Source organism: Vagococcus intermedius, assembly GCF_029144185.1.
GTDB classification, from domain to species: domain Bacteria; phylum Bacillota; class Bacilli; order Lactobacillales; family Vagococcaceae; genus Vagococcus_D; species Vagococcus_D intermedius.
Window position 1 is genome coordinate 2076082 of sequence record NZ_CP110232.1, and the last position, 25324, is coordinate 2101405.

The 25324-nt window shown below is 36.6% G+C and carries 25 protein-coding genes and 1 other RNA gene; 5 read left to right on the forward strand and 21 right to left on the reverse strand.

Annotated features, from left to right (window positions below; translation table 11 throughout):
* Window positions 1–46 precede the first annotated feature (46 nt).
* The 4 genes from OL234_RS09655 to OL234_RS09670 form a co-directional block, all read right to left on the reverse strand.
* Window positions 47–1423, reverse strand: coding sequence for an aldehyde dehydrogenase family protein (locus tag OL234_RS09655; RefSeq protein WP_275469017.1), 1377 nt, complete (start codon window positions 1421–1423; stop codon window positions 47–49).
* 107 nt (window positions 1424–1530) lie between these two features.
* Window positions 1531–2286: a 16S rRNA (uracil(1498)-N(3))-methyltransferase gene (locus tag OL234_RS09660; RefSeq protein ID WP_275469018.1), complete on the reverse strand. Its 756-nt coding sequence runs from the start codon at window positions 2284–2286 to the stop codon at window positions 1531–1533.
* A 6-nt stretch (window positions 2287–2292) separates the two neighbouring features.
* Window positions 2293–3243 carry a 50S ribosomal protein L11 methyltransferase gene (gene prmA / locus OL234_RS09665; protein ID WP_275469019.1) on the reverse strand — a complete coding sequence of 317 codons (951 nt, stop codon included), beginning with the start codon at window positions 3241–3243 and terminating at the stop codon, window positions 2293–2295.
* Window positions 3244–3260: 17 nt separating this feature from the next.
* Window positions 3261–3740 (reverse strand): DUF3013 family protein, encoded by a 480-nt coding sequence (locus OL234_RS09670; RefSeq protein ID WP_275469020.1) that lies wholly within the window; start codon window positions 3738–3740, stop codon window positions 3261–3263.
* Between the two features lie 190 nt (window positions 3741–3930).
* Between OL234_RS09670 and OL234_RS09675 the strand changes: the two genes are divergently transcribed.
* The 4 genes from OL234_RS09675 to OL234_RS09690 all read left to right on the forward strand — a co-directional run bounded on the left by OL234_RS09675 (window position 3931) and on the right by OL234_RS09690 (window position 6335).
* Window positions 3931–5202: a replication-associated recombination protein A gene (locus tag OL234_RS09675; RefSeq protein ID WP_275469021.1), complete on the forward strand. Its 1272-nt coding sequence runs from the start codon at window positions 3931–3933 to the stop codon at window positions 5200–5202.
* A gap of 94 nt (window positions 5203–5296) precedes the next feature.
* Window positions 5297–5486, forward strand: a non-coding RNA gene (ssrS, locus tag OL234_RS09680) — 6S RNA.
* 72 nt (window positions 5487–5558) lie between these two features.
* Complete coding sequence (locus OL234_RS09685) at window positions 5559–5849, forward strand: hypothetical protein (RefSeq protein WP_275469022.1); 291 nt, start codon at window positions 5559–5561, stop codon at window positions 5847–5849.
* 21 nt (window positions 5850–5870) lie between these two features.
* Window positions 5871–6335 (forward strand): universal stress protein, encoded by a 465-nt coding sequence (locus OL234_RS09690; protein ID WP_275469023.1) that lies wholly within the window; start codon window positions 5871–5873, stop codon window positions 6333–6335.
* A 92-nt stretch (window positions 6336–6427) separates the two neighbouring features.
* Here the strand turns inward: OL234_RS09690 and OL234_RS09695 are convergent, their stop codons facing one another.
* From OL234_RS09695 to OL234_RS09740, 10 genes are all read right to left on the reverse strand, one after another.
* Window positions 6428–7612, reverse strand: a complete 1185-nt coding sequence (locus OL234_RS09695) for an acetate/propionate family kinase (RefSeq protein ID WP_275469024.1) — start codon at window positions 7610–7612, stop codon at window positions 6428–6430.
* A gap of 17 nt (window positions 7613–7629) precedes the next feature.
* The gene (locus OL234_RS09700; RefSeq protein ID WP_275469025.1) at window positions 7630–8646 is read right to left on the reverse strand and encodes a class I SAM-dependent methyltransferase; all 1017 of its coding nucleotides are present in this window, start codon (window positions 8644–8646) and stop codon (window positions 7630–7632) included.
* 217 nt (window positions 8647–8863) lie between these two features.
* Window positions 8864–9520: an amino acid ABC transporter permease gene (locus OL234_RS09705; protein WP_275470150.1), complete on the reverse strand. Its 657-nt coding sequence runs from the start codon at window positions 9518–9520 to the stop codon at window positions 8864–8866.
* Between the two features lie 11 nt (window positions 9521–9531).
* Window positions 9532–10392 (reverse strand): transporter substrate-binding domain-containing protein, encoded by an 861-nt coding sequence (locus OL234_RS09710; RefSeq protein ID WP_437184425.1) that lies wholly within the window; start codon window positions 10390–10392, stop codon window positions 9532–9534.
* A gap of 8 nt (window positions 10393–10400) precedes the next feature.
* Entirely contained in the window at window positions 10401–11864 is a 1464-nt protein-coding gene (locus tag OL234_RS09715; RefSeq protein WP_275469026.1) for an amidase, read from the reverse strand.
* Window positions 11865–12095: 231 nt separating this feature from the next.
* Entirely contained in the window at window positions 12096–12713 is a 618-nt protein-coding gene (locus tag OL234_RS09720; RefSeq protein WP_275470152.1) for a DUF1054 family protein, read from the reverse strand.
* 108 nt (window positions 12714–12821) lie between these two features.
* Window positions 12822–13790, reverse strand: a complete 969-nt coding sequence (locus OL234_RS09725) for a siderophore ABC transporter substrate-binding protein (RefSeq protein WP_275469027.1) — start codon at window positions 13788–13790, stop codon at window positions 12822–12824.
* 53 nt (window positions 13791–13843) lie between these two features.
* Complete coding sequence (gene fitC / locus OL234_RS09730) at window positions 13844–14605, reverse strand: iron chelate ABC transporter ATP-binding protein FitD (RefSeq protein WP_275469028.1); 762 nt, start codon at window positions 14603–14605, stop codon at window positions 13844–13846.
* The gene (gene fitB / locus OL234_RS09735) at window positions 14602–15576 is read right to left on the reverse strand and encodes an iron chelate uptake ABC transporter family permease subunit FitB (RefSeq protein ID WP_275469029.1); all 975 of its coding nucleotides are present in this window, start codon (window positions 15574–15576) and stop codon (window positions 14602–14604) included. Before fitB ends, fitC begins: the two co-directional genes overlap by 4 nt.
* Window positions 15573–16520 carry an ABC transporter permease gene (locus OL234_RS09740; protein ID WP_275469030.1) on the reverse strand — a complete coding sequence of 316 codons (948 nt, stop codon included), beginning with the start codon at window positions 16518–16520 and terminating at the stop codon, window positions 15573–15575. The genes fitB and OL234_RS09740 overlap by 4 nt, the downstream gene beginning before the upstream one ends.
* Window positions 16521–16747: 227 nt before the next feature.
* Here OL234_RS09740 and OL234_RS09745 point away from each other — a divergent pair, with 227 nt between their 5' ends.
* Complete coding sequence (locus OL234_RS09745) at window positions 16748–17218, forward strand: YueI family protein (protein ID WP_275469031.1); 471 nt, start codon at window positions 16748–16750, stop codon at window positions 17216–17218.
* Window positions 17219–17249: 31 nt separating this feature from the next.
* Here OL234_RS09745 and dinB read toward each other — a convergent pair whose 3' ends face one another.
* The 7 genes from dinB to nadE form a co-directional block, all read right to left on the reverse strand.
* Window positions 17250–18362 (reverse strand): DNA polymerase IV, encoded by a 1113-nt coding sequence (gene dinB, locus OL234_RS09750; protein WP_275469032.1) that lies wholly within the window; start codon window positions 18360–18362, stop codon window positions 17250–17252.
* Window positions 18363–18466: 104 nt separating this feature from the next.
* Window positions 18467–19096 carry a uridine kinase gene (gene udk, locus OL234_RS09755; RefSeq protein ID WP_275469033.1) on the reverse strand — a complete coding sequence of 210 codons (630 nt, stop codon included), beginning with the start codon at window positions 19094–19096 and terminating at the stop codon, window positions 18467–18469.
* 105 nt (window positions 19097–19201) lie between these two features.
* The gene (locus tag OL234_RS09760) at window positions 19202–19981 is read right to left on the reverse strand and encodes a pseudouridine synthase (RefSeq protein ID WP_275469034.1); all 780 of its coding nucleotides are present in this window, start codon (window positions 19979–19981) and stop codon (window positions 19202–19204) included.
* Window positions 19982–20066: 85 nt separating this feature from the next.
* On the reverse strand, window positions 20067–20501 hold the full coding sequence (locus OL234_RS09765; RefSeq protein WP_275469035.1) for a hypothetical protein: 435 nt from the start codon (window positions 20499–20501) through the stop codon (window positions 20067–20069).
* 107 nt (window positions 20502–20608) lie between these two features.
* Window positions 20609–23287 (reverse strand): cation-translocating P-type ATPase, encoded by a 2679-nt coding sequence (locus OL234_RS09770; protein WP_275469036.1) that lies wholly within the window; start codon window positions 23285–23287, stop codon window positions 20609–20611.
* A 236-nt stretch (window positions 23288–23523) separates the two neighbouring features.
* Window positions 23524–24297 (reverse strand): tRNA 2-thiocytidine biosynthesis TtcA family protein, encoded by a 774-nt coding sequence (locus tag OL234_RS09775; RefSeq protein WP_275469037.1) that lies wholly within the window; start codon window positions 24295–24297, stop codon window positions 23524–23526.
* 165 nt (window positions 24298–24462) lie between these two features.
* A complete protein-coding gene (gene nadE / locus OL234_RS09780; protein ID WP_275469038.1) occupies window positions 24463–25293 on the reverse strand; it encodes an NAD(+) synthase in 831 nt (276 codons plus the stop codon).
* Between the last annotated feature and the right edge of the window lie 31 nt (window positions 25294–25324).

Consider the following 25324-nt stretch of genomic DNA (forward strand, 5'->3'; position numbering starts at 1 on the left):
TGATGAATTAATCCGATAATTTAACGCCTCTTTTTTATAAGCATTGTCATTTCAATAACAGTCTTACTAAACGCTCTTTCCAATTGGAAAAAGGCGGGTGCATTATTTTTAAAGTTAAATAATTTTTTCTCTCTAACACTGCTTTTTCATGGGTAAAGGTTTCAAAACTATACTTACCATGATAACGTCCCATCCCTGATTGACCAAACCCACCAAAAGGTAAGTTAGGATTTGCTAAGTGTAATACAGTATCATTAACGGTGGCACCACCAAAATTCAAAGTCTCCAATAAATGCCTAATCTCTGTTTTATCGTTAGAAAAGGGATAAAATGCTAATGGAGCAGTTCGAGAGGCGATGTATGCTTCCGCTTCTTTTAACTCACTATAAACTAGTATAGGCAAAATTGGGCCAAATAGTTCTTGAGACATAGTAGCCAATTCTTGCTCAATAGGTGCCATTAAAACGGTAGGCTCTATATAACGCTTCTCAGGAACCAATTCCCCACCAGCGCAAACAAAGGGGGCATCCAAGCAGAGCAACTCCCCTAGCTGGTTGACTTTTTCAGCACTTATCAAGCGACCATAGTCTGATGACTCGGCAGGTTCCTCACCATAAAATTCGGAAATTTTAAGTTTAACTAAGGTTTGAAATTTTTTTGCTATTTTTTTATCCACCAAACAATAATCTGGTGCCACACACGTCTGACCTACATTCAAAAATTTACCCCAAACGATGCGGCTAGCTGCCAATTCTACATCAGCTGATTCCGTTACTAAAGCTGGACTTTTACCACCTAACTCTAAGGTAACAGGAATTAACTTGTCACTGGCTGCTTCTAAGATAAGTCGGCCGACACGTGGACTTCCGGTAAAAAATATCTTGTCAAAGGCTTGTGTTAATAATAATTGATTTTGTCTTTGGTTACTCTCGTAAAAGTAAACTAGATGTCTATCAAAATAACTCTGTCCCTTTGTCATCAAGACGCGGTTAACTGCCCTTGTCTGCTCAGATAAACCAACCATCGCAACATTACCGCCAGCTAACGCACCAATCAGTGGATCTAAAGCCAGTAACACTGGATAATTATAAGCACTAATAATTAAAGTATTACCATATGGGCTAGCCACACTATAACTTCTAGCTGGAAATAAAAAGATTGGTGTGCTGACCCGTTTTTTTTTACACCAAGTTGCCAATTTTTTTATGGTATATGTTAGGCTATGCTTCAAAACACCTAATTCACTTAAGTAACTTTCAGTTGAAGATTTTCCTAAATCTTCATTTAATGCTAGGAGTAATTCATCCTCGCACTCTGTTAAAAATAATTGTAACTGTCGTAATTGCTTTAAACGATAAGTGACAGGTAACGTCTGATTTGTTTGATAAAATGTTTTTTGTTCATTAAAAATTTCTTGTAACAAGCATACCCACCTCCTCAGCTTTTTTAAAGGAATATTTAGTGTCCATTATAGCATAGACCTCTCATAGTACTGTAAAAAAAAAAGCCCCCCTTAAGGGGGATGCCTTTTTAAAGTAACTCTAATTGGTAGCTAATAGCACCTAGTAAATAAAGTGGTGCTGTTTCTGCACGTAAAATTCTTGGTCCTAATCCGCAAGTCAAGGCACCCATCTCAGTAAACGTTGCTATTTCTTGCGGTGAAAAACCGCCCTCTGGACCAAAAAGAACTAATAAACGACCACCCTTAGGCAATTGTTGAAGAGTTTTTACTAATTGGCCTTTTTCCCCTTGTTTAGCTGATTCTTCATAAGCAACTAAAACAACATCATATTCTTGAAACGTATCTCGTAAATATTGCTCAGTCTCATATAAAATGACTTCTGGCTGAAGATGACGATGTGATTGCTCTGCCGCTTCTTTGGCTATTTTTGCTAAACGTTCTTGCTTTTTTTTAAGTTTCTTGTGATCCCATTTTACAACAGAGGTCTGACCTGGAAAGCCTAAGAACTGATAGGCTCCCATTTCTGTTCCTTTTTGAACTACCAAATCAAGCTTATCACCTTTAGTGTAACCACAAGCGATTGTCACATTTAGTGGTAGTTCTTTCTCTTGCTCTTCCTTGGCTACTTCTTCTAATAATAAGTAATCTTCTAACAGCTCTGTCACTTTAGCACGAACTGCAACCTCGTCTTGAAAAACTAAAAAACATTCCTGTCCGACCTTCATTCGCATAACATGCGCAGCATGATGAAAATCATCCCCTATAAGTTTTAAAGATTCTGGATCACTCGTATGATAGTTTTCTTTTATAAAATAACGTTGCATTTCTGACTACTCCTCTGGCATTGGTTTACTTAAAATAATACCGTACCAATCACCTTGTTTTAACGTCTCATCTAATTTAAAGCCTTGAGCTAATAGCGCTGCTAAAACTTCTTCTTTTTTATCTGCAATAATGCCTGATACGATAAATTTACCACCAGCTTTGACCAACTTGAATGCATCGGGGATCAAACGCAAAATAATATCAGCTAAAATATTAGCAACAATCACATCTGCCTCAATCTCAATACCTTTAAGTAAATCATTGGCACTCACTTTCACATCTTTTGCAACAGGATTTAAATCCATATTTTCTTGAGCGGCTGCTACGGCAACATCATCTAAATCATACGCATACACTTCCTCAGCACCTAAATGTTTACTCGCTATACTCAAGACGCCTGAACCCGTTCCTACATCAAGGACTGTTTCGCCACCACGTAAGACAATTTCTAATGCATGCAAACTAACCATCGTAGTTGGATGTGTCCCTGTCCCAAATGCCATCCCTGGATCTAATTTAATGATTTTTTCTTGTTCATTTTTTGCTTGATAATCTTCCCAGTTTGGTACAATTGTTAAATAACGACTAATTGTCACTGGATGATAATATTTCTTCCAAGCAGTTGCCCAATCATCATCGGCGACTTCTGTCATTTCCATTTTATTTTCACCAATAGCTAAACCATACTCTGGTAATTTTGAAATTTGTTCTTTAATCGTTGGCAATAACTCTGGCAAAAATGTAGTTTCTGGGAAGTAAGCCATCACAATTGCCCCTTCAGTAATGTGTTCAAAGTTTTCACGGTCAATCATTTCACCAAAATCACCTTCAACAAAATTAGTTAAATCTAAGGCGTCTTCAATTGCCACACCGCTGGCGCCTACTTCCATCATAATATTTGAAATTGCTTCAACAGCCTCACTAGCCGTTGTGATTTTTAATTCTGTCCATTTCATTTTAAACTAATCTCCTCTTAATATTTAGGATAGGCTACGTAATCTGTTGATTCTTTAGTAGCTGCTAATATTTTTTCAAATGCTTCCGCTTGCCAATTCAGCTCAAAAATTTCAGCCTCGTCATCTGCTAAGAAGTCCATCAAGTCACTTTCACCTTCTGTTAATACGTCATTTAAGTAAGTCGCAATAGCAGTGATTGTATGTTTTGGCAAGCCTTTTTTACCTTCAAAAGGCAGAATTGCCAAGTAATCGTCTGTAGGAGGTGTACTTTTACTTGGATCAAACAATAATAAACTATCTTCAAATTCAATTACTTCTTCTTCTGTTTGTGTCCCTACAGTATCTTCAATCGCTTGTTCAGCTTGATTTTGAGCATATAAGACAACAATTACCTCTACTGTATGAGATTTTGTATGCCAATCAATGGCAAAATCATAATTACCTAATTTTTTTTCTAATTGTTGTTCTAAATAAGTTAACATATTTTCTTTTTTCATCTAAATTCCTCTTTTCTACTAACATTTACCTAAACTCTTATCAAAAAAGTAAAGGAGTTCTTCTCCATTATAACGATTAATTTATCAAAAGGCGACTACTCTTTTTGGGACACAACTAAAACAGAATGCTAAAGAAATTTAGCTTCTATGTTATAATAAAAGAAAGAAAACGAGTAAAAGGAGGGACTTCATGCATCAACCTTTAGCTTTTAGAATGCGGCCTAAAACGATAGATCAGATAGTAGGACAAAAACATTTAGTCGGTGACGGTAAAATCATTCAGCGAATGGTTCAAGCCAAAATGCTATCATCTATGATTCTTTATGGCCCACCAGGAACTGGTAAAACAAGTATTGCTAGTGCGATTGCTGGTTCAACTAATTATGCCTTTCGGATGTTAAATGCGGCAACTGATACGAAAAAAGACTTACAAATTGTCGCAGAAGAAGCCAAAATGAGTGGAACAGTTATTTTACTATTAGATGAAGTTCATCGTTTAGATAAAGTAAAACAGGACTTTTTATTACCGCATCTAGAAAATGGTCGTATTATTTTGATTGGGGCTACTACAGAAAATCCTTATATTAGTATTAATCCTGCAATTAGAAGTCGAACACAACTATTTGAAGTGAAGCCTTTGACTGAACATGATATTGAAGAAGCCCTACAGCGTGCCCTAAAAGATCAAGAAGTCGGGCTTGGAAATGAACCTGTTCTACTGGATGATTTAGCCCTACTCCATCTCACGAGAGCCACCAATGGCGATTTAAGAAGTGCGCTTAATGGTTTGGAATTAGCCGTGTGTTCTACTAAAAAAAATGCTGACGGCCAAATTCACCTCACCTTAGCGATTATAGAAGAATGCTTGCAATTAAAATCCTTAACCCATGATAAAAACGGTGATGCCCATTATGATGTTATCTCGGCCCTACAAAAATCAATTCGGGGGAGTGATGTCAATGCGTCACTCCACTACTTAGCCCGTTTGGTTGCAGCAGGTGATTTAATGACCATTTGTCGACGTCTATTGGTCATTGCTTATGAAGATATTGGCCTTGGTAACCCCGCTGCTGCTGCTCGGACAGTCAGTGCCGTAACCGCTGCTGAAAAACTAGGCTTTCCTGAGGCACGTATCCCCCTTTCTCACGCAGTCGTTGATTTATGTTTGTCACCTAAATCAAATTCTAGTTATCAAGCACTAGATGCGGCGTTAGCCGATATTCGCGAGGGAAAAGTCGGTGACATTCCTGATCACTTACGGGACAATCACTATCACGGAGCAGATAAACTAAGCCGTGGAGTTGATTATCACTATCCTCACGATTCACCACATGGATGGATCAAACAACAATATTTACCGGATCGTTTAAGACAAGCCAAATACTACGAGCCAAAGCTCACAGGTAAATACGAACAAGCCCTTGCGCAACGCTATCATGTAATCAATCAAGAAAATAATTAAAAATTGCTATTCACTACTTTTAATTACTAGCATTTTCTAAAAGAGAAAGTGTTTTCAATTGCTGATTTATTTTGAATATGCTATTATAAGGGTGGGTAATCTGTGGTGTACGAATCGTTCCACTCAGTGTTGACCGAACATTTATTAGTATTACTACGGGATTCAACGAGTTCAAAAGGAAAACAAGCCTTATCACTTGGTAGTTTGACGGTTGAACAGCGAAGCCCACCTGCTTACTGCGGGATCAATACTACGGCGCGATCAACGGCATCGACGGATACACCCACTTTTAAATCAAATTAAAGCAATTTGCACATGCAAGTTGCTTTTTATTCTATTAAGGGAGTTTTCGCTACATGCTTATTCGAATACTTTTAGCACTAATTGTGATTATTTTAATTATTACAGCACGCTATTTATTTAAAAATTTCCAACCTTTTGGCAAGATGTTAGCCAGTGAAAATACTGAAATGATTGCTGAGATTCAAGAAACGCTCCAGGCCTTTGGAAAAGTTTGCTTAGCTCTAAGTGTTCTTGGCTTAGCAGTATTCGCTATTAATCACCAAACAATCTCACTTGTCTATATTTGTATCGTAATGTTAGCTTCGGCTATCTTTAGTATCAAATTATCCAAAAAAATTTCCTAAACTAACCAATGAGGTGATGAGATGTTTCATAATTATCAAACTATCTTAGTAGCAGTAGATGGCTCAGAAGAGTCTGAGTTGGCCTTTAAAAAAGCAGTTAATGTCGCCAAACGTAACCAAGCTAAATTGATTTTGGCACATATCATCGATACACGTGCCTTTCAAACAATCTCTTCTTATGACGATGATTTAGCTCGACAAGCAACCGATTTAGCTAACCAAACATTAGCCGATTTAGTAGTAGCAGCACAAAAAGAAGGGCTAAATACTGTTGAAAAAATTGTTGAATACGGTACACCTAAAACATTATTAGCGAAACATTTGCCTGATGATTATAACGTTGATTTGATTATGATCGGGGCTACTGGTCTTAATACGATGGAACGCATCTTGATTGGTTCTGTATCAGAATATGTGACAAGACATGCTCATTGTGATGTCTTAGTCGTCAGAACTGATTTAAACAATCAACCTTATGAAAGATAGAAAACTGCCAACATATAATATGTTGGCAGTTTTTTTTATCAAAAAAGCAAGGTGCTCAGCACCTTGCTTTTTCTAAATAAGACTATTTAAAATTAACCTTTTAACGCTTCTACGTCACGAGCAATCATAACTTCTTCGTCAGTTGGGATTAATAATACTTTAACTTTTGAATCATCTGTTGAGATAACAACTTCTTTACCACGAACATTGTTTTTCTCTTTATCAACTTCACAACCAAACCAAGTGATCCCATTAATGATTTCTTCACGAACCTCAACACCATTTTCACCGATACCTGCAGTGAAGACAATTGCATCAACACCGTTCATTGCTGCAATGTAGCTACCAATGTATTTTTGAACGCGGTTGTTAAAGATTTCTAATGCTAATTTAGCATTTTCTGAATCTGATTCTTCAACTTCACGCATATCACTTGAAACACCTGATAAACCTAGTAAACCAGATTTTTTATTTAGGATGTCTACCATGTCTTTAATATCTGTTAAGCCTTCTTTTTCCATTAAGTATGGTAATAATGAGGCATCGATATCTCCAGCACGAGTTCCCATAGTAACACCAGCAAGTGGTGTGAAGCCCATAGAAGTGTCGATTGATTTACCACCATCAACGGCAGTAATTGAAGCACCATTACCTAAGTGACATGTAATGATTTTAAGATCTTTAATATCTTTACCTAACATATCAGCGGCACGATCTGCTACATAACGATGGCTAGTTCCGTGAGCACCATATTTACGAGCTTGGTATTTATCATAATATTCCATTGGAATGCTGTATAAATAGTTTACAGCTGGCATCGTTGTATGGAATGATGTATCAAAAACAGCTACGTTTACAGCTTCAGGTACTAATTTTTGGAAAATACGGATAACTTTAGCTTCAGCTGGGTTATGTAATGGGGCAAACTCAGCAAGAGCTTCAATTTTAGCTAAGGCTTCGTCATCAATTAAAGCAGACTCTTTAAAATCTTCTCCACCAGCCACAACACGGTGACCAGCTCCTGTAATTTCATCGAATGACCCAATGATGTTTAACTCAATCATTTTTTCAAAAATACGATTTACAGCAAACTCATGATCTGCAATATCTAATGTTTCATTAAATTTTTGTCCGTCACCATGTTTGATTGTAAAGATAGAATCGTTTAAACCAATTCTTTCTACGATTCCTGATGCGATAACATCTTCTTGTGGCATTTCAAATAATTGCCATTTTAAACTTGAACTACCAGCATTGATTGCAATTGTTTTAGTCATAATTTAATAGTCTCCCTTTATTTGTTAGTTAAATTTTTTTCTTTCCATGTGCTGAATTCTTTGAAAAATTGTTGCAATTGTTGCCCATCCTTCAATGACGGCACATCTGCTAACAAGACCTCTTTGACTTGCCCGCTAACATCACCACGATTTTGCACAATAATAATCGATTTACGTGACTGTTTCGCTTTAAATAAACTTTCAGGCAACTGTAAAATTCCCTGTAAATACACCTTTTCTGTTATCCATTGTTTTAGTTCTGAAGCTTGCTCGGTTTCTAAGAAATTGCTTGGAACTAAGAAAAGTCCAAACCCATTCTCTTTCACGTATGTCATATTTTGTTCCATTAATAAATGATGGGCATAACTGTGGCCATCATTCGTACCTGTAACAAACTTTTGAGCGTGATCATCATGAGGATAAAAACCAATCGGTAAATCGCCAATGGCAATGTCTCCAGGTTCAATCAATAGATGTTGTAAACTATCCTGATGGAATAATGTCACATCCTGCTCCAACCACTCTGAATTAACTGCTGAGACTGCAAGTAAAGCATCGTCCACATCAATCCCAGTCCCGACAACTTGATAATTGGCTAATTTCAAATTAATCATGACCGTTAAAAGAAGGTTTCCCATTCCAACTGTCAAATCATTAATTCGAATAACCTCATCTTTCTTATCAACTAATTGTTCCACCAAATAAACAAATAAATAACCTAAAGTATCTGGAGTCAACTGATGGTTAGCTTGTAAGCCCTCTGCCATCGTTCCCTTAAGTAATAAGAGTTGTGAAACTTTGCGGCGTTCTTCAGGTGTTAATTCCAGTTCTTGAAATGCTTGATAATTTTTCTCGATTTTTGCTTTCGTCGCAGCATCAGGCAAATTATCTTGGACTCTGACTTTTAAATCATCCGTCATATTTTCACCGTTTTCAATATAGGCATCAATGAAAGAAACAGCCAATGACTCTTGTAACCATTTAATTGCATCGTCCAATAATTGAAAACCTGTTTCAATCGTGTTTTGAGACATTTTTTTCACCTCTTCCCTATACATAGTATAACAATTTGTGCACCTATTACATTTTAGCGAAAAATCGTCTAATATTCAAGTGTTTTAGGGCGTTATCTTATCTTTAATAAATTTAAGTAAGCAATTCTCTTCAGATAAAAATAGTACACATTTTTTTATTTTTCATAAAATAAAAAAGATAAGTGATATTATACTCATCTCTCTCATTTTTTAGCTATTATTGTCTATTTACATAACTTTTTTCCAATCTTTTTTGACCAGCACTAATTAACAAACATAGTCCCCAATACATCAACGCGACTAAGATATACAGGGTCATATAATCAAATTCACGCCCACCAATAATTTTAGCTTTTTGAAAAATCTCAGGTACAGTAATCATAGCAGCGAGCGAAGTCCCTTTCACTAAGTCCATCGCAACATTTCCCAAAGCTGGGATGGCAATTCTGAAAGCTTGAGGTAAGATAATGGTACTGATTATTTGAGGGAAATTAAGACCTAGAGCTCTAGCAGCCTCCCATTGACCCGTTCCGACTCCTAATATTGCGCCTCGGTAAATTTCCCCTAAAAAGGCACTGCTCGTTAATGAAAAACAAATAATAACTGCTTGTAACGCACTCAATTGAATAGGTAAACCAAAATAGAGTAAAAATAATAAAACTAACCCAGGAACACCTCTTAAAAACGATAAATAAAATTGGATACTTGCCTTCAGTATACGGGATGGCAACAAACCTAATACAGCTAATACGATCCCCAATACATTTCCCAAAATAAATGTACTTATACTGATACCAATTGTATAAGGGAGCCCTGTCAGAATATATGGAATCGAGTCAACCATTAAACCTAGATCAATTTTGGGAACATAAATAGCCAGCGTCATTAATCTACTTCCACCCGACGATCAATTTTCACTTTGGGCTCGATTGAGACGTCCGTCCCAAAAAATTCCTTGGATAAATCTGATATCGTCCCATCTGATTTCATTTCTTTTAAGACAGTATCTATTTTTTCACGTAACCCTTGTGCTTCTTTCAAATACAAAAAACCAGATGTTGAGGCATTAAAATAAACATCCTCTAAAATTTTCACAGGAATATCGGGTAGGGCATTAACAGACATTTTTTGTAAATAATAATCATTGATAATTACATCGGTTCGACCATTGGCGACATCGGTTAAGTATTGATCATTGGTCGCATTATCATAGCTCACCAACTTAGCTCCAAATTGTTCTGCCATCTTCATATATCCTGTTGTCCCTTCACCAGCAGCTTTTTTTCCTTTTAAATCCTCCAACTCTTTAATCCCTGAATTATCACTTTTTCTGACAATTAAGCTATCAAAAGAATGTTTTAATGGCAAAGATAACGCAAAGTTTTTTTTCCGCTTCTCATTCATTGAAGCATCGTTGGCAACTAAATCAGTCGTCCCTTTTTTCAATGAAGCAATTGTTCCATCTACATTATATTCTTTAAACTCAACTTTAAGATTCAACCGTTTGCCAACTTCTTTGACTAACTCTACATCATAACCTGTCAACTGATTGTTGTCATTGTAATAGGAGGAGGGAAATAGCGTACCTGATGTCCCGACAACTAATTTTTTAGCCTTCTCAACCTTCTCCCAACTTGTATCTTGTTGAACAACTTGTTTGTGAGTTGTTGACTCTTGACTCGTACATCCCATAAGAATCCCGCCAAACATCACCACTCCTATTAAGCCAAACATCCTTTTTAACATACATCTTCCTACTCTCTATAATTTTTTGGTAATAAAAATTGTTGTGCCGCTTCAAATTCTTTACCGATTTTAAAAAGAACTGCTTCATTCCCTTTAGAAGCCATCAGCTGAATTCCTAATGGTAGGCCTTCTCGATTAACAAAAGTGGGCAAACTAATAGCAGGCTGGCCGGTTAAATTAGCTAATTGAGTATAGGGTGTTACGTATAGACTTTTTTCAAACATATCGTAGACTACCTCAGCTAATTCTGACTCGGAAAGTTGGTCAGCCTGACTAAGCTTTTCTCTTAGTTGATTACTTTGTAAATCCTGAGAGATTTTGGGAGCTACCGTGGTAGCTGTGGGCGATAGAAATAAGTCGAACGTCTCAAATAAAGTTTCCATCTGATAAGCTGCCTGATCCCACTGGTCTAAAGACTCAATATAAGTAGCGGCGGGTAAGTGCTTACCATATTGATACAGTCCCCAACTCATCAGCTCCAGGTCATTCTTGACAATCCGTCGACCTAAACCACGTTCGATCCCTGACACCATTGAAGCTGTCTCTGCACCATTCATCGCATAGTAGCTACGAATCAACGAGTCACCAGAAACTGGATAAGGAACTTCCGTAACCTCATGTCCCGACGCAACCAGAAATTTTATGGCCTCTTGATAGGCTTCTTTAGCATCTGAAGAAACAGGATTCGCAACTGGTGAATCCAAACAGGCGGCAATTTTTAGTTTACTAGTTAATTTAGAATACTCTTTGATCACGTCACCACCATTATAGTAAGGCGCGGCACGATGGCCTCCTCGAATAGAGTAAAACAAACTTTCCGTATCTCTCATAGATACAGTTAAAGCAAAATTAATCGACGCACCCTGCCAATCTCGCCAACTTTTAGGTCCATTTGGCATGCTGCCACGCGTTGGTTTTAAGCCTATCACGCCTGAAAAACTGGCTGGAATTCTGATAGAACCACCGCCATCACTAGCAGCCACAATCGGATATATGCCACTGGCTAAAGCACTAGCAGCTCCTCCACTGGAGCCACCTGCATGGTGTGATGGTTGCCAAACATTTTTAGTCACACCATATAATTCTGAATCCGTGATATTTTTAAACCCAAATTCTGGTGCATTAGTTTGTCCAAAAGGAATAAATCCAACTTGCTCTAAAGCCGATACGAAATAATCTGTCTCATTCGCTTTACCATTGACTAAAAGCTTAGAACTAGCTGTCTGTTGCCAGCCGGCTTTGGCTTGTCCTAACATTTTTAAAGCAATTGGGACACCACCAAATACCAAAGACTCATGTTCTCTTGAATCTTGGGATAAGGTTTTCAAAGCTTGTTCATAATCGTAAGCAACTACGGCATTATACTTAGGGTTTAATTTTTTTATTTTCTGATAGGTCTGCATCAATAATTCTTGTGAGGAGACCTCCTTGAACTTGATTTTATTAGCCCAATAGATCGCATCTTTTACCATATAAATCGCCTCCTTTATATTTCCGTAACGAGTATAGCATTTTAAAAATCTCTCTCTGATAAATGTGCTTATCGCCTTGACTTAACCGTCATACTCTTACAATCATTTTTTTTAAAGCCTATTATCACAAGCTTTCCATCCACAAAAATAAAAACAATTATGTTTTTAAAATTATACTCCTTGCTCTTAAACAAATAAAAAACACCGACGAAAAGTGTCGATGTTTTTGTCTTATTCTGCTAAACAAATGGGATAAGCCAATTGATATAAGGGAAGTAGTAAACGATACGTTTCTAGCATATACGCCCGCGCCTTTTCTGCTTCCAATGATTGCAACTCGTCTGATTTTAAGATACGTCCGATTTGAAACTCACCTTTTTTAACATCACGCCAGCGTATTAAATCTTCCTCTAAGCTCTCCTTTGTCAAGTCATGATAATTATTCTTCGTATGATCTGCGTTAAGGACCATATCCGTTGGTAACCCCGTAAATAGCTCTGGTTTATCTAATAAAGCCTGAGCCATCGCTTGTTCATTTTGAGGATTGTCAATAAATGATAACCACATCACTACATACTCACCATTAATTCCTAACGTAAAGTGTGGGAATTTTTTATAACCACGCTTATTACCGCCCATCGCTGACCAAGTAAAGTCAGGTGCATTGGCTGTCCGACGACGATGCTGTGCAATATGAACAGGTAATGTGGCTCCTAATTTGGGTGCTAATTGTGCTACCATATAGTCATCTAATTCTTGAAAAATGGGTTGGATTTCTGCTCTAATTGCTGCCATACGCGTATCAAGTCCTTCTATTTTAAAAACAGAAAAATCTTTGTGTGTAAACATTTTAATCATTTTTTTCCCTCCATCTCATGACACTAGTAGTTCTATTTTAGCATACCTCCACTGGCAAATAAAAAAAGTCTAACTTAAACAGTTAGACTTTTTTACAATTTATTTAAACGCTTGGGCAACATCTTCTAACATTAATTCTGTACATTTTAACCCACCACCTGATAAATACCATACATCTGGTGTTAATGAGATAATTTTATCTGTTTGGCCCGCTTTTGTTTGAGCGACTAATTCATTTTTAGCCACATTATTTTGAGATTCATCTCCACCAATCGCTTTGGTACGATCCACAACAAAGACCACATCTGGATTTTGTTCTAAGACATACTCATAAGAAACCGATTGACCGTGCGTTGAGGCTTCAATTTTTGAATCAACTGGTGCAAAACCAAAGGTATCATGTACAATACCAAATCGTGACCCTTCACCATAAGCTGATAGTTGTCCTTCATTTACTAAAGTTACTAATGTTTTCAATTGACTATCTGCTGCTTGTTTTTTTACAGCTGAAATTTCTTTTTCAAGTTTTTGGATTTTATCATCAGCGATTTTTCTATTATCAAAAATTGTCGCTAAGGTTTCAATATTATCTTTCGTAGAATTCCAACTATCTTGACTATCTACTGACAGATAAATCGTTGGGGCAATTTCAGCCAATTCTTTTTGGTAATCTTCTTGACGACCGGAGATAACAATTAAGTCTGGTTGTAACTCATTAATCTTCTCTAAATCAGGTTCTTTGATTCCACCCACTGATTCGACTTTATCAAACTCTGCCAAGTAAGCTGGCAAACTCTTTGTTGGTACTCCAACAACCGCTTTCTCTTCTCCTAATTCCTTAATCGTATCAAGAGATCCCATATCAAATACAACTACTTTTTTAGGGTTAGCTGGAACTGTTACTTTTCCGTTAGAATCCTCAATCTCTATCGTTTTAACCACTTTCTCCGTTTTTACTTTATCATCATTGCTATTAGTTGCCCCTTGTTCCTTTGAGTTACTTGAGCAGCCTGCTAATACAAGTAAACTTGTTAATAAAATCCCCCATGTTTTTAACCCTTTTTTCATTTCTTACCCTCTCCTTTTGTTTTTTCCTTTTTTAAGGTTTTGTTACCAATCAATTATGTTTCATTAAAGTATAGACAAAATCTTTTGCCTTCTAGTTCGCAGACGCGAATATTCATTTCATATAAACTATCTAAAACTTCTTTTTTTATCACGTCGTCTGTTGAACCATGCTTAAAGATGCGTCCGTCCTTCATAGCAACAATTTCATCAGCATAGCTAGCTGCAAAATTGATATCATGTAAAACAATCACAACCGTCTTACCGTGCTCATCTACTAATTGGCGTAAAGTCTGCATCATTTGAACAGCATAATTCATATCCAAATTATTCAATGGCTCATCTAATAAAATATAATCAGTATCTTGGGCAAAAACCATAGCAATATATGCACGCTGCAGCTGCCCACCCGATAACGTATCAATCGCTTCATGTTGCAACTCAATTAGACCTAAGTAAGATAAAGCCTCTTCTATTTTTTGTTCATCACTAGCACTTAAACGACCTTTACTATAAGGAAAACGACCAAAGGCCACCAATTCTCTTACTGTGATTTTTAAGCTGACAGCATTAGCTTGTTTTAAAATAGACAATTTTTGTGCTAAATCTTTTTGTTTCCATGTCTTAACCTCATCACCTGCTAGGTAGATTTCCCCAGTATCTTTTTCAATTAGTCGACTCATCAAAGATAATAAAGTACTTTTTCCTGCACCGTTTGGGCCAATAAAAGCTGTTAGCTTCCCTTCAGAAATGGGTAAATCAATATCTGAAACGACTGGCTTTTTACCATATTTTTTTGATACTTGTTGTATTTTCATCCTAGCTCAGCCTTTCTTTCGTGTAATATTTTGCCTACAAAATAGACCCCTCCAATAAATTCAATCACGACACTCATAGTGGTATTCCAATGAAATACTTGTTCCACAAAAAATTGGCCAACCACTAGCAATAAAATACCCAACAAACTACCCGCAACAAATAAAGAAGTGTGTCGAAAAGTTCCCATGTATTGGTAAGTTAAATTAGCAACAATAAAACCTAAAAAGGTAACCGGTCCAACTAAGGCTGTCGACAAGGCTATTAATAAACTCACTGCCATCAACAATTGTAACTGTAATCTTGAGACATCTACCCCTAAATTTAAGGCTTTTTCTTTTCCTAGATGTAAGACATCCAGCTCAGGTGCTTTTCTCAACAAGAATAACACCACTAAAACAATTAAAATCGATGTGATTTTCAAAAGGGATACATCCACATTACCAAAACTAGCGAAGAGCTTCCCTTGCAACTTGTCGTATTCATTCGGGTCTAGTAATACTTGTAAGAACGTACTAAAACTACTGAAGAAAGTTCCTAAAATCATTCCGACCATTAATAATAAGTATAGGTTCTGCCGCCCCTTTTCCAATAAGAAAAAAAATAATCCTGTCGACAAGGCCACCATCAAAAGAACATTGACTGAGAATAATGCTAATTTATTACTAAGCAAGCCACCTAGTTGATGTCCCATAAAAAAGAACAGCACAGTCTGGATTAAAATATATAACGAATCAAAGCCTAAAATACTAGGTGTTAAAAAATGATTGTGGGTGATTGTTTGAAAAGTAATGGTTGCAAAACTAGTTGCGATTCCTACCAAGACAAAAGCTAACCACTTTTTACCTCGTAATTTTAAAGCAAATTCCCAATTGCCATATGTCTGATAAGTTAAAAATAACCATGTAAAAAAAATAACAGCGATAACTAAAACTAATAATTTAAAGGCTAAACTTGTTTTCAATCGATTCATTTCTTAGCCCCCTTTAATAGTAACGCGATAAAAATGATACTACCTATTACTCCAACCACTAAACTAACTGGAACTTCATATGGTTGTACGACTAAACGGGAAATAATATCACACACAATTAAGAAACAACTACCGGCTCCAGCCGTTAGCCAGAGTGTTTGTTTCATTTGATCACCGTAGTACAATGAAATAATATTTGGAATGATGACCCCTAAAAATGGTAAGCCACCAATTGTCACTAAAATCACACTACTAGCTAGCGATACAATGCCCAAACCAAACAGTTGAATCCATTGATAATTTAAGCCAATTCCTGTTGCCATGTCTCGTCCCATACCAGCAATAGTAAAATGATACGCATAAAAGTAAGCCAAGATTAATAAGGGAACTGTTAAATAAATTAACTCATAGCCCCCACGTGAAATCGTAGCAAAGTTACCTTGTAACCATGATGACATATTTTGTACCAACTGTAATTGGTACGCGAAAAATGTTACAACTGAGCCGATGATGTTTCCAAACATCAATCCTATTAATGGTACCATCACTTGATTTTTTTGTGGCAAACGTTGAATTAATTGAATAAATAACATCGTTCCTAAAAAAGCAAATAAAAAAGCAACGCCTGATCGAACTAACATCGAATTATTAGGAAAAAAAACCATTGCCACTAGTATTCCTAAGCGAGCACTATCCATCGTTCCTGCTGTTGTAGGTGATACGAATTTATTTTGTGTTAAGTGCTGCATGATTAAGCCACAGACGCTACTTGTCGCTCCCGCAATAATTAAGCAGATCGTCCGTGGAATACGAGTACTCCATAAAACGAGTTTCTGTGTCTCATCTAACTGAAAAATGTTTCTAATTTCAATACTTTGAACTCCTATAAATAACGAACTAATTGCTAATACTAAAAGGATTAACATTAGCGTCCATTTTTTCAATACGCTCCACCTCTTTTTAATTGAGAATGATTTTCAGTCTCAATCTATAGTTTAAAGAAGTTATTTATAAATTGCAAGGACTTCTGAGTCTTTCTTTATAAGAAAATAACTCGACTGATGCTTTTAATTCCAAAGGAAAACTTTGAGTTATTCTTTAACAGATAGTATACTTTTAAGTAAGAAGTAATCTGACTGATTACATGACCCATTAAGAAAGGACGTTACTTATGAGCCAAACAGATGTGCAAGATTACTTAGAAAAAGGTATGTATGGTGCTCCTCAATTAAAACCTGAAGAAAAACGCCAGTATTTAGGAACCTTTCGTGAGCGTATTTTTTTAACCATGACAATTGCTGAAATGGCTGACAAAAAAAATATCACTCACTTTAAACAAGAATTAACAGATAATCCTCAACAACAGGTTTTAATCAATGCGGCCGTAGATTTCCCGATTCAAAATGACTACATGATAGCCGCACAAAAAGCTAAGTGCCCATTTAAAATTGTGGATACTGAAAATCAAAACTCACCAGAGGCCATTGGCTTAGTTTATGCTAGTGAAACAGCTGTTAATTTAGAAACAGTTGATGTCACTAAAAAATATCAAACAGTTCTTCAACAAAAAAAAACCGAATCATCTAAGTCCAAACCCGTTGAAGGTAAAAAAAGCAGCTGGTTTACTCGCTTATTCAAATAAAAAAGACCAGACACTTAGTGTCTGGTCTTTTTTATTTGTATCTTAGGTCTAAGCTAATTGGTTCATACGTTTGTGGCGCTAAGTTAGTAACTGTAACGCCTAATAATCGAATGCCTCTTTCCATCTCAAAAAATTCTTCCCAAATTAAGAGTGCTTGAAAATAAATAGCTTCTGCACTTGCTAGGTACTCCGTTAATGTCCGTCGTCTCGTCACTGTCTCATAGTCATCATATCTCACTTTTAATACGACTGTTTGACCATGTTTTTGTGTTTTCTTTAGTGTTTCTGCCACTTTAGATGACAGTTCCCTTAGCTGTAAGGTTACCTGATTTTCTGAGATAAGAGGCTTAGTATAAGTATTTTCGCGCCCAATTGATTTTCGCTCTCTATTGGGATTGACAGGAGCATCATGAATTCCCCGTACTTTTCTAAATAATTCATACCCCATCTTACCAAATTCCTGAATCAAGGCCATTTCACTCCATTTAAAAAGATCTTCCCCCGTAAAAATAGCTAACTCATGCATACGTGGGACTGTTTTTTTTCCAACCCCATGAAATTTTTCAATAGGTAGACTCTTTAAAAATATTTCAGCCTGATCAGGTAAAATTACCGTTAATCCACGCGGCTTTTCATAGTCTGACGCAAGTTTAGCAATAAATTTATTATAGCTTACACCTGCTGAACAGGTTAAGTGAAGTTCTTGCCAAATATCTAATTGAATTAAACGAGCTACTTTAATCGCACTTTTAATCTCATATTTATTTGTCGTAACATCTAAATAGGCCTCATCAAAAGCAAGGGGTTCTACCATATCAGTATAACGGTGAAAAATATCATGAATTTGAGCCGATATTTCTTTATAATAAGTCAAATCACCTTGAATAAAATTAGCACTTGGACATAGTTCATAGGCTTTTTGAGCACTCATCGCTGAGTGAATCCCATATTTACGTGCTTCGTAATTTGCCGTTGTGACGACACCTTTTCCCCCAGTTTCTTTAGGATGACGTGCAATAACTAAGGGCTGTCCTCTCAACTCAGGACGATCACGTTCTTCAACTGACGCATAAAAAGCATCCATATCTAAATGAATGATTTTACGTGTCGTATCTTTATTTAAAGGAAAACGTAATTCACTCATCCCAATCCCTCCCTAATTTCAATCTCATTATACCACGAACTAACGTTCCCTAACAAAAATAGCGTAAACAAAAAACAACCTTCTAAAAGATTGTTTTTTTCTGATTATCCTTCTAATGTACTAGCAATTTTAGTTGTCATTAAATCAATGGCTACTTGATTTTCGCCACCTTCAGGGATGATGATATCTGCATATTTTTTAGTTGGTTCAATAAACTGATGGAACATAGGTTTTACAACAGTTAAATATTGCTCAATCACTGAATCTAATGTACGACCACGTTCTTCCATATCTCGTTTGATACGGCGAATAATTCGAATATCATCTTCAGTATCAACATATAATTTGATATCCATCAAATCACGTAAACGCTCATCTTCTAAAATCAAGATACCTTCAATAATAATCACTTCTTTTGGTTCTTGATGAATGACTTGATCACTACGAGTATGTGCCTCGTAATCATAAACTGGTTTATCAATTGCTTTATAACTAATCAAATCTTCTAATTGTTCAATTAGCAAGTCAGTATCAAAAGCAAACGGATGATCATAGTTCGTTTTCAAACGTTCTTCAAAGCTCAAATGACTTTGGTTTTTATAATAAGAGTCTTGCTCAAATAACAAAATAGAGTGGTCTTTAAACTCGTTTAAAATCGCCTTGCTGATACTTGTTTTACCACTACCAGAACCGCCCGTTACACCAATAACGATTGGTTTTTTGTCTTTCTCCATTTGGTTAAAACCCTCTTCCCTCAAATTATATTCTTTATCTATACTAATCTATATCACGCTGATATTCAATGCCTAATTTCATTATCACACACTTTTATTAGTATTTTATAGTTCAATATAAAAATCATTGAAATATTCTTCTGGTATCTTAGCCATCCCGTCATGTTCATTAAAATATACTAAAAGTTTCTCCAGTTCCGTTGGTGTTAACTCTCGCCACTGCCCCGGTGCTAGCTGCTTGTCCAAGACTAGCGGCCCCATTGATAGACGCTTCAGATAGGTAACTTTTTTACCCATTGCTAAAAACATTTTTTTAATCTGATGGAATTTACCTTCCGTTATATCTAATAAAAGATGACTCTCCTGACTATTACTATGTAAAATACGTAGGGAAGCTGGGAGACATTGGTAGCCGTCATCAAAAATAATCCCATGTTTTACTAATTCTTGATCATATGTCGTTACTTCAGCATTGACTCTCACCTCATAACGTTTAACGACTTTTTTCGTAGCCATTGCCAACTGGTAAGCTAACTTTCCATTATCAGTTATCAATAATAATCCCTCAGTATCACGATCCAAACGTCCTACTGGAAATAAAGATGTTCTTTTTTGGTCTTCCCCTAGCAATCCAATAACTGTTTGATGCTCTTTATCAGTTACAGCACTGACAACACCTTGAGGTTTATTTAACATCACATAGCGATGTCCCTGTCCCTTAAGCTTATTTCCTTTGACACAAACCTCTTGTAAACCAGGATCAACATTGGTACTCCCTCTTGTGATAACCTGTCCATCAACAGTGACTTGGCGACTAACTAATAAGCGTTTCACCACTTTTTTCGACCCTAATTGAGCTTGTTCTAATACTTTATCCAAACGCATAGTTACTCCTCACTTAAGACTTAAATAAAAACGCCCATCACAAAAGACAGACGTTACAGTATTAACATGTCAGAGACTGTTATTTTTATTTCATTAATAGACTTGTCATACGTTGAATACAAAAAGCAATCGTATTAGTTGTTTCATCTTGTTTTACTTCTGAAGCATCGAATAGTTCTTGATCAACTACTCCAGTTTCAACGTCAATCGCTTGAACCATATCGTTGCAAGCACTAACATATGCATCATAGCCTTTTTCTAGCTTCTTATGAATTCCCATCACTTTAGCTGGAGCTTTTAGTGAACGAATTGTCTTAAGCATTGTTTCATATTTAGCTGTGCCTTCTTTAAAATTAACTTGAACTTCAGCTAATTTTTCTTTCGTTAAATTTTCCGCATCATTGGCATCTAAAGCTGTTCGTACTTCCACAAAATATGGGTTCATTGATTCCCCTACTTGTTCTGTTTCAGTCACAACATCATTTATCTTTTGAATATAGAATCCTAAATTGGCTTTCATAGTTTATCCCTCTTTCCAAAATTAATTAACTTATACTCTTTCCATTTTACACTGTTTTGAACAATAAAAAAAGCGTAGGGTTTTTTTATTCCCCTACACTTTAAACTTTATACTGATTTCAAATTTTTTCTTTGAAAAGCTTTTACAATTTCCACGATTGGGATAATTGAAATTGAAGCACCAAAGACTACAGCCCACTGGAAACCATCCAGATGTGCGACACTAAATAAATCATTAAAACCAGGGACAACGATTGTCACTGCTAATAAAACAAATGATAAGAGAATCGCATAGTTAAAGAACTTATTTTTAAAGGCTCCAACTGTGAATAGTGATTGATGAACTGATTTGACATTAAAGGCATGGAATAATTGAATTAAACCAAGAGTGGCATAAGACATTGTCAATGCGTCAGCATGAATCGCATCATAACCTGTGTGCACTGGATAATTAATAGCGAATAGATAAACACCCAGAGTAATCGCCGCTTCTAAAACACCTTGATAAATAACACTACTTAAAACACCGCCTGAGAAAAAGTCTGAATCACGTCCACGAGGTTTATGAGCCATGACATCTTTTTCTGCCGGTTCAAGACCTAAAGCTATTGCTGGGAACGTATCAGTTACGACGTTTATCCATAATAAATGGACAGGTAATAACGTATCCCAACCAACTAAGGTTGCAATAAAAAGGGTTAGTACTTCACCTAAATTGGCAGCTAGCAAGTATTGAATGGTCTTTTGAATATTTGAAAATACTTTACGACCTTCTTCTACCGCTACTATAATGGTTGAGAAATTATCATCTGCTAAGACCATATCACTAGCACCTTTAGAGACTTCTGTCCCAGTAATTCCCATACCAATTCCAATATCTGCTGTTTTTAGAGCTGGTGCATCATTAACACCATCTCCCGTCATAGCTACAACTTTACCTTCTTCTTGCCAAGCTTTTACAATTCTAACCTTATGTTCTGGCGATACACGGGCATAAACTGAATATTGTCCCACTTTCTCAGCAAATTCAGCATCTGATAAGTTATTTAACTCGCTACCTGTAATAACAGCCTCGTGGTTCCCTTCTTCTAGGATACCTAAACGAACTGCAATTGCCTCAGCCGTATCACGGTGATCACCCGTAATCATAACTGGACGAATGCCTGCTTCTTTAGCAACTTTCACGGCTTGGGCCGCTTCTTTACGTTCTGGATCGATCATTCCAACCAAACCAGAGAAGATGAGGTTACGTTCTAAAGTTTCTGTTGTAATCTCAGTTGGACGTGTCTCTACTATTTGATAAGCCATAGCCAATACACGTAAAGCTTGTTGTGCCAATTCTGTATTAGTCGTTAAGACTAATTCTTTTTGAGCCTCTGTCATTGATAATTTTTGACCATTAACATCATAAAAAGCACAACGTTTTAGTAACTCATCGGGGGCTCCTTTAGTCGCAATCATAAAACGACCATCTTTTAATTCATGAACGGTTGTCATTAATTTACGCTCAGAATCGAAAGGTAACTCAGCAATACGTGGTTCTTCAGCAAGGTGTTGACGAACATCGTATTCTTTCTTTAAACCAAATTTAACTAAGGCTGTTTCCGTTGGATCACCAATTAAGTCCCCTTCGGCACTAAATTGCGTATCATTACAGAAATTCATCACCTTCAATGTCATATTATCTGCTGAGATACCCTCATCGGCTGGTTGTAACTGATTGTGTGTAAATACTGCCTCAACCGTCATTTGATTAACTGTTAAGGTTCCTGTTTTATCAGAGCAAATGATATCTGTACTACCTAAGGTTTCAACTGCTGGTAGTTTACGTACCAAAGCATTACGTTTGGCCATTTTTTGTGTTCCTAAAGCTAAAATAATTGTAACAATAGCTGGTAATCCTTCAGGAATTGCCGCAACTGCCAAGGATACTGAGGTTAACAACATTTCAATCCACGTATTGCCACCTTTCAACATACCTACCCCAAACATAATCACACAAATAGCCAAAATTGCAATCGTTAATTTTTTACCTAGTGAGTTCAAATTTTCTTTAAGAGGGGTATTAGTTTCATCAGACTGAGCTAACATGCTGGCAATCTTACCAACTTCTGTATTCATCCCAGTTCCTGTTACAACTCCTAAACCACGACCATACGTCACATTACTGTTCATATAGGCCATGTTAAGACGATCTCCGATTCCGGTTCCGTCTGCAGTAATCACAGTCATTTCTTTTTCAACAGGTACTGATTCACCCGTTAAAGCTGCTTCTTCAATTTTTAATGAATTAGCTTCCAATAAACGTAAATCAGCTGGAATAACATCTCCCGCTTCAAGGGCAACAATATCTCCTGGAACAAGTTCTGTACTCTTGACAGTTTCCATCGTACCATTACGAAAGGCTCTAGCATTAGGCGTCGCCATACTCTTTAAAGCATCAATGGCTTGTTCCGCCTTAGCTTCTTGTACCACTCCAAAAATCGCCATAATAAGAACAACGACAATAATCATGATAGCTTCAACTTTATCGCCTGTAAAATATGAGACTAAGGCTGCTGCTAACAAAACCATAATCATGAAATCTTTGAACTGGTCAATAAATTTTGATAATAAGGATTTCTTTTTCCCTTCATCTAATTCATTATGTCCGTATTCTTCTAAACGCTTCTTTGCCTCTGCCTGGCTTAATCCTTCTTTTGACGTCTCCATTTTACTTAAAACATCTTGCTCAGTTTGTTTGTAAAACGCTTCGGTCAATTGCTTACGACGCTGGTGTTCTGACATATCAATTCCTCCTTTTTTGCTCAAAAGTATAGAAAAAGAGACTTATGTACACTCAAATAGGAGCGTACATAAGTCTCACTAATTAAGACAACACCAGAAAAATATTTTTTTCAGTGCTGGTGATGTTGTCACGGTATACTACCCGCCAGTTACTCCCTTATGAGCTTGGTTCATCATTAATTATACACATCTTTTACTTAACTCGCAATTAATAACTATCTGTTTGTTATTAAATTTTACCTATTTTTGCTAAGTTCATCACCTGTAACGAGACTTCCTGTCCAAAAATCAGCAGAGGTACCTTGCTCCATACCTTGAACAAACTTTTTACGTACATCAGGATATTGGTTTGAAACTTGAGTGATAAGATTTTTTATTTCTTCACGCTTTGTTTTTTTATCTACTGGACAAGGATTAAAAATCACTGGTAACGCTTCTCTTTTGACCAATTTTTTAATCATTGTTTCTTCCAAATATAATAGTGGACGGATTACTGTAATATCAGCATTGGTTAAATAGGTTTTGGGTTCAAAACTAGCCATCCGCCCATGAAAAAGAAAATTCATAAAATAGGTTTCAATTGCGTCATCTAAGTGATGCCCGAGTGCCAATTTATTACACCCCATCTCTCTGGCATGTTTATTAAGAATACCTCGACGTAGCTTAGCACATAATGAACAGGGTGAACGTTCTTGACGGATATCAAAAACAACTGTCGCAATGTTGGTAGGTACCACTTCCAAGTTATAACCTAATGACTCAACAAAGCTGATCATCGGACTGATATCCATCTCCATGTCCATATCTAAACTGATTGGAACAATATCAAAATCAAAGCCCAAACGTTGCTCTTTTTTTATTCTATCTAAAAAATAAAGCAATGAGGTACTGTCTTTTCCTCCACTCATCCCAATTGCAACTTTGTCTCCTGGTTCAATCAAACCATGCTTTAAAATTGCTCGTCTAATTGGATTATAGTAATCTTTATTATCTTTTTTTATAAATCCCATCTCTCGACTCCTAAAAAGTTTTTTCTATCTGGCAACACAAAATAAAATTCGTGGCAAACTGCCACGAAAAATTATTTTATGTTAATTCTAAATAACTGTGAGTAATAAGTCGCTTACTAGTGATAGTGGGTTTAAAAAACTAACCTATCGGCTCACAAGTATACCCTACACCTTCCAAAATTCATCAAACATCGTGATGGGTAAGTGACGTTTATGTGCTGTTTTAGCATACCAATTTTCAATTGTCTCACTCGCTTCTTGCGAGACTGTTCCACCTTCTAGATAAGTATCAATATCTTGATACGTTACACCTAAGGCTACCTCATCAGCTATCAACGGTTTATCATCTTCTAAATCAGCTGTTGGTACTTTTAAATAAAGGTCTGGACTAGCTCCTAAAGCCTTTAATAATTGTTTTCCTTGCCCTTTTGTCAAACCAGCTAATGGTAAAATATCAGCTCCACCATCCCCAAATTTAGTGAAGAACCCTGTCACACTTTCTGCTGCATGATCTGTTCCAATCACCGCACCTTGTCTGTCCCCCGCCACCGCATATTGAACAATCATGCGTTCACGTGCCTTCATATTTCCTTTATTAAAATCCGATATATTAAGACCAGCTGTGGCTAAACTAGCAATAGAAGCATCGACTGACATTTTAATATTTACAACAATTTCTTGATCTGCTTGGATAAATTCTAAGGCTTTTTTGGCATCTTCTTCATCAGCTTGATTGCCATATGGCAGGCGAATCGCAATAAATTGATACGCTGTATCACCCGTTTCAAGACGTAACTCACTGATTGCAAGTTGTGCTAAGCGGCCTGCTAACGTTGAGTCTTGACCACCACTGATTCCTAACACTAAACTTTTTAGAAAAGGGTAGCGTTTTAAATAATCTTTCAAAAAATCGACGCGCTTTCTAACTTCAGCAGCAGGATCAATCACTGGTACTGACTTTAAGGCATTGATAATTTCTGTTTGTTTTGGATTCATACTTCGACACTCCTTTTTATTTATCATCATC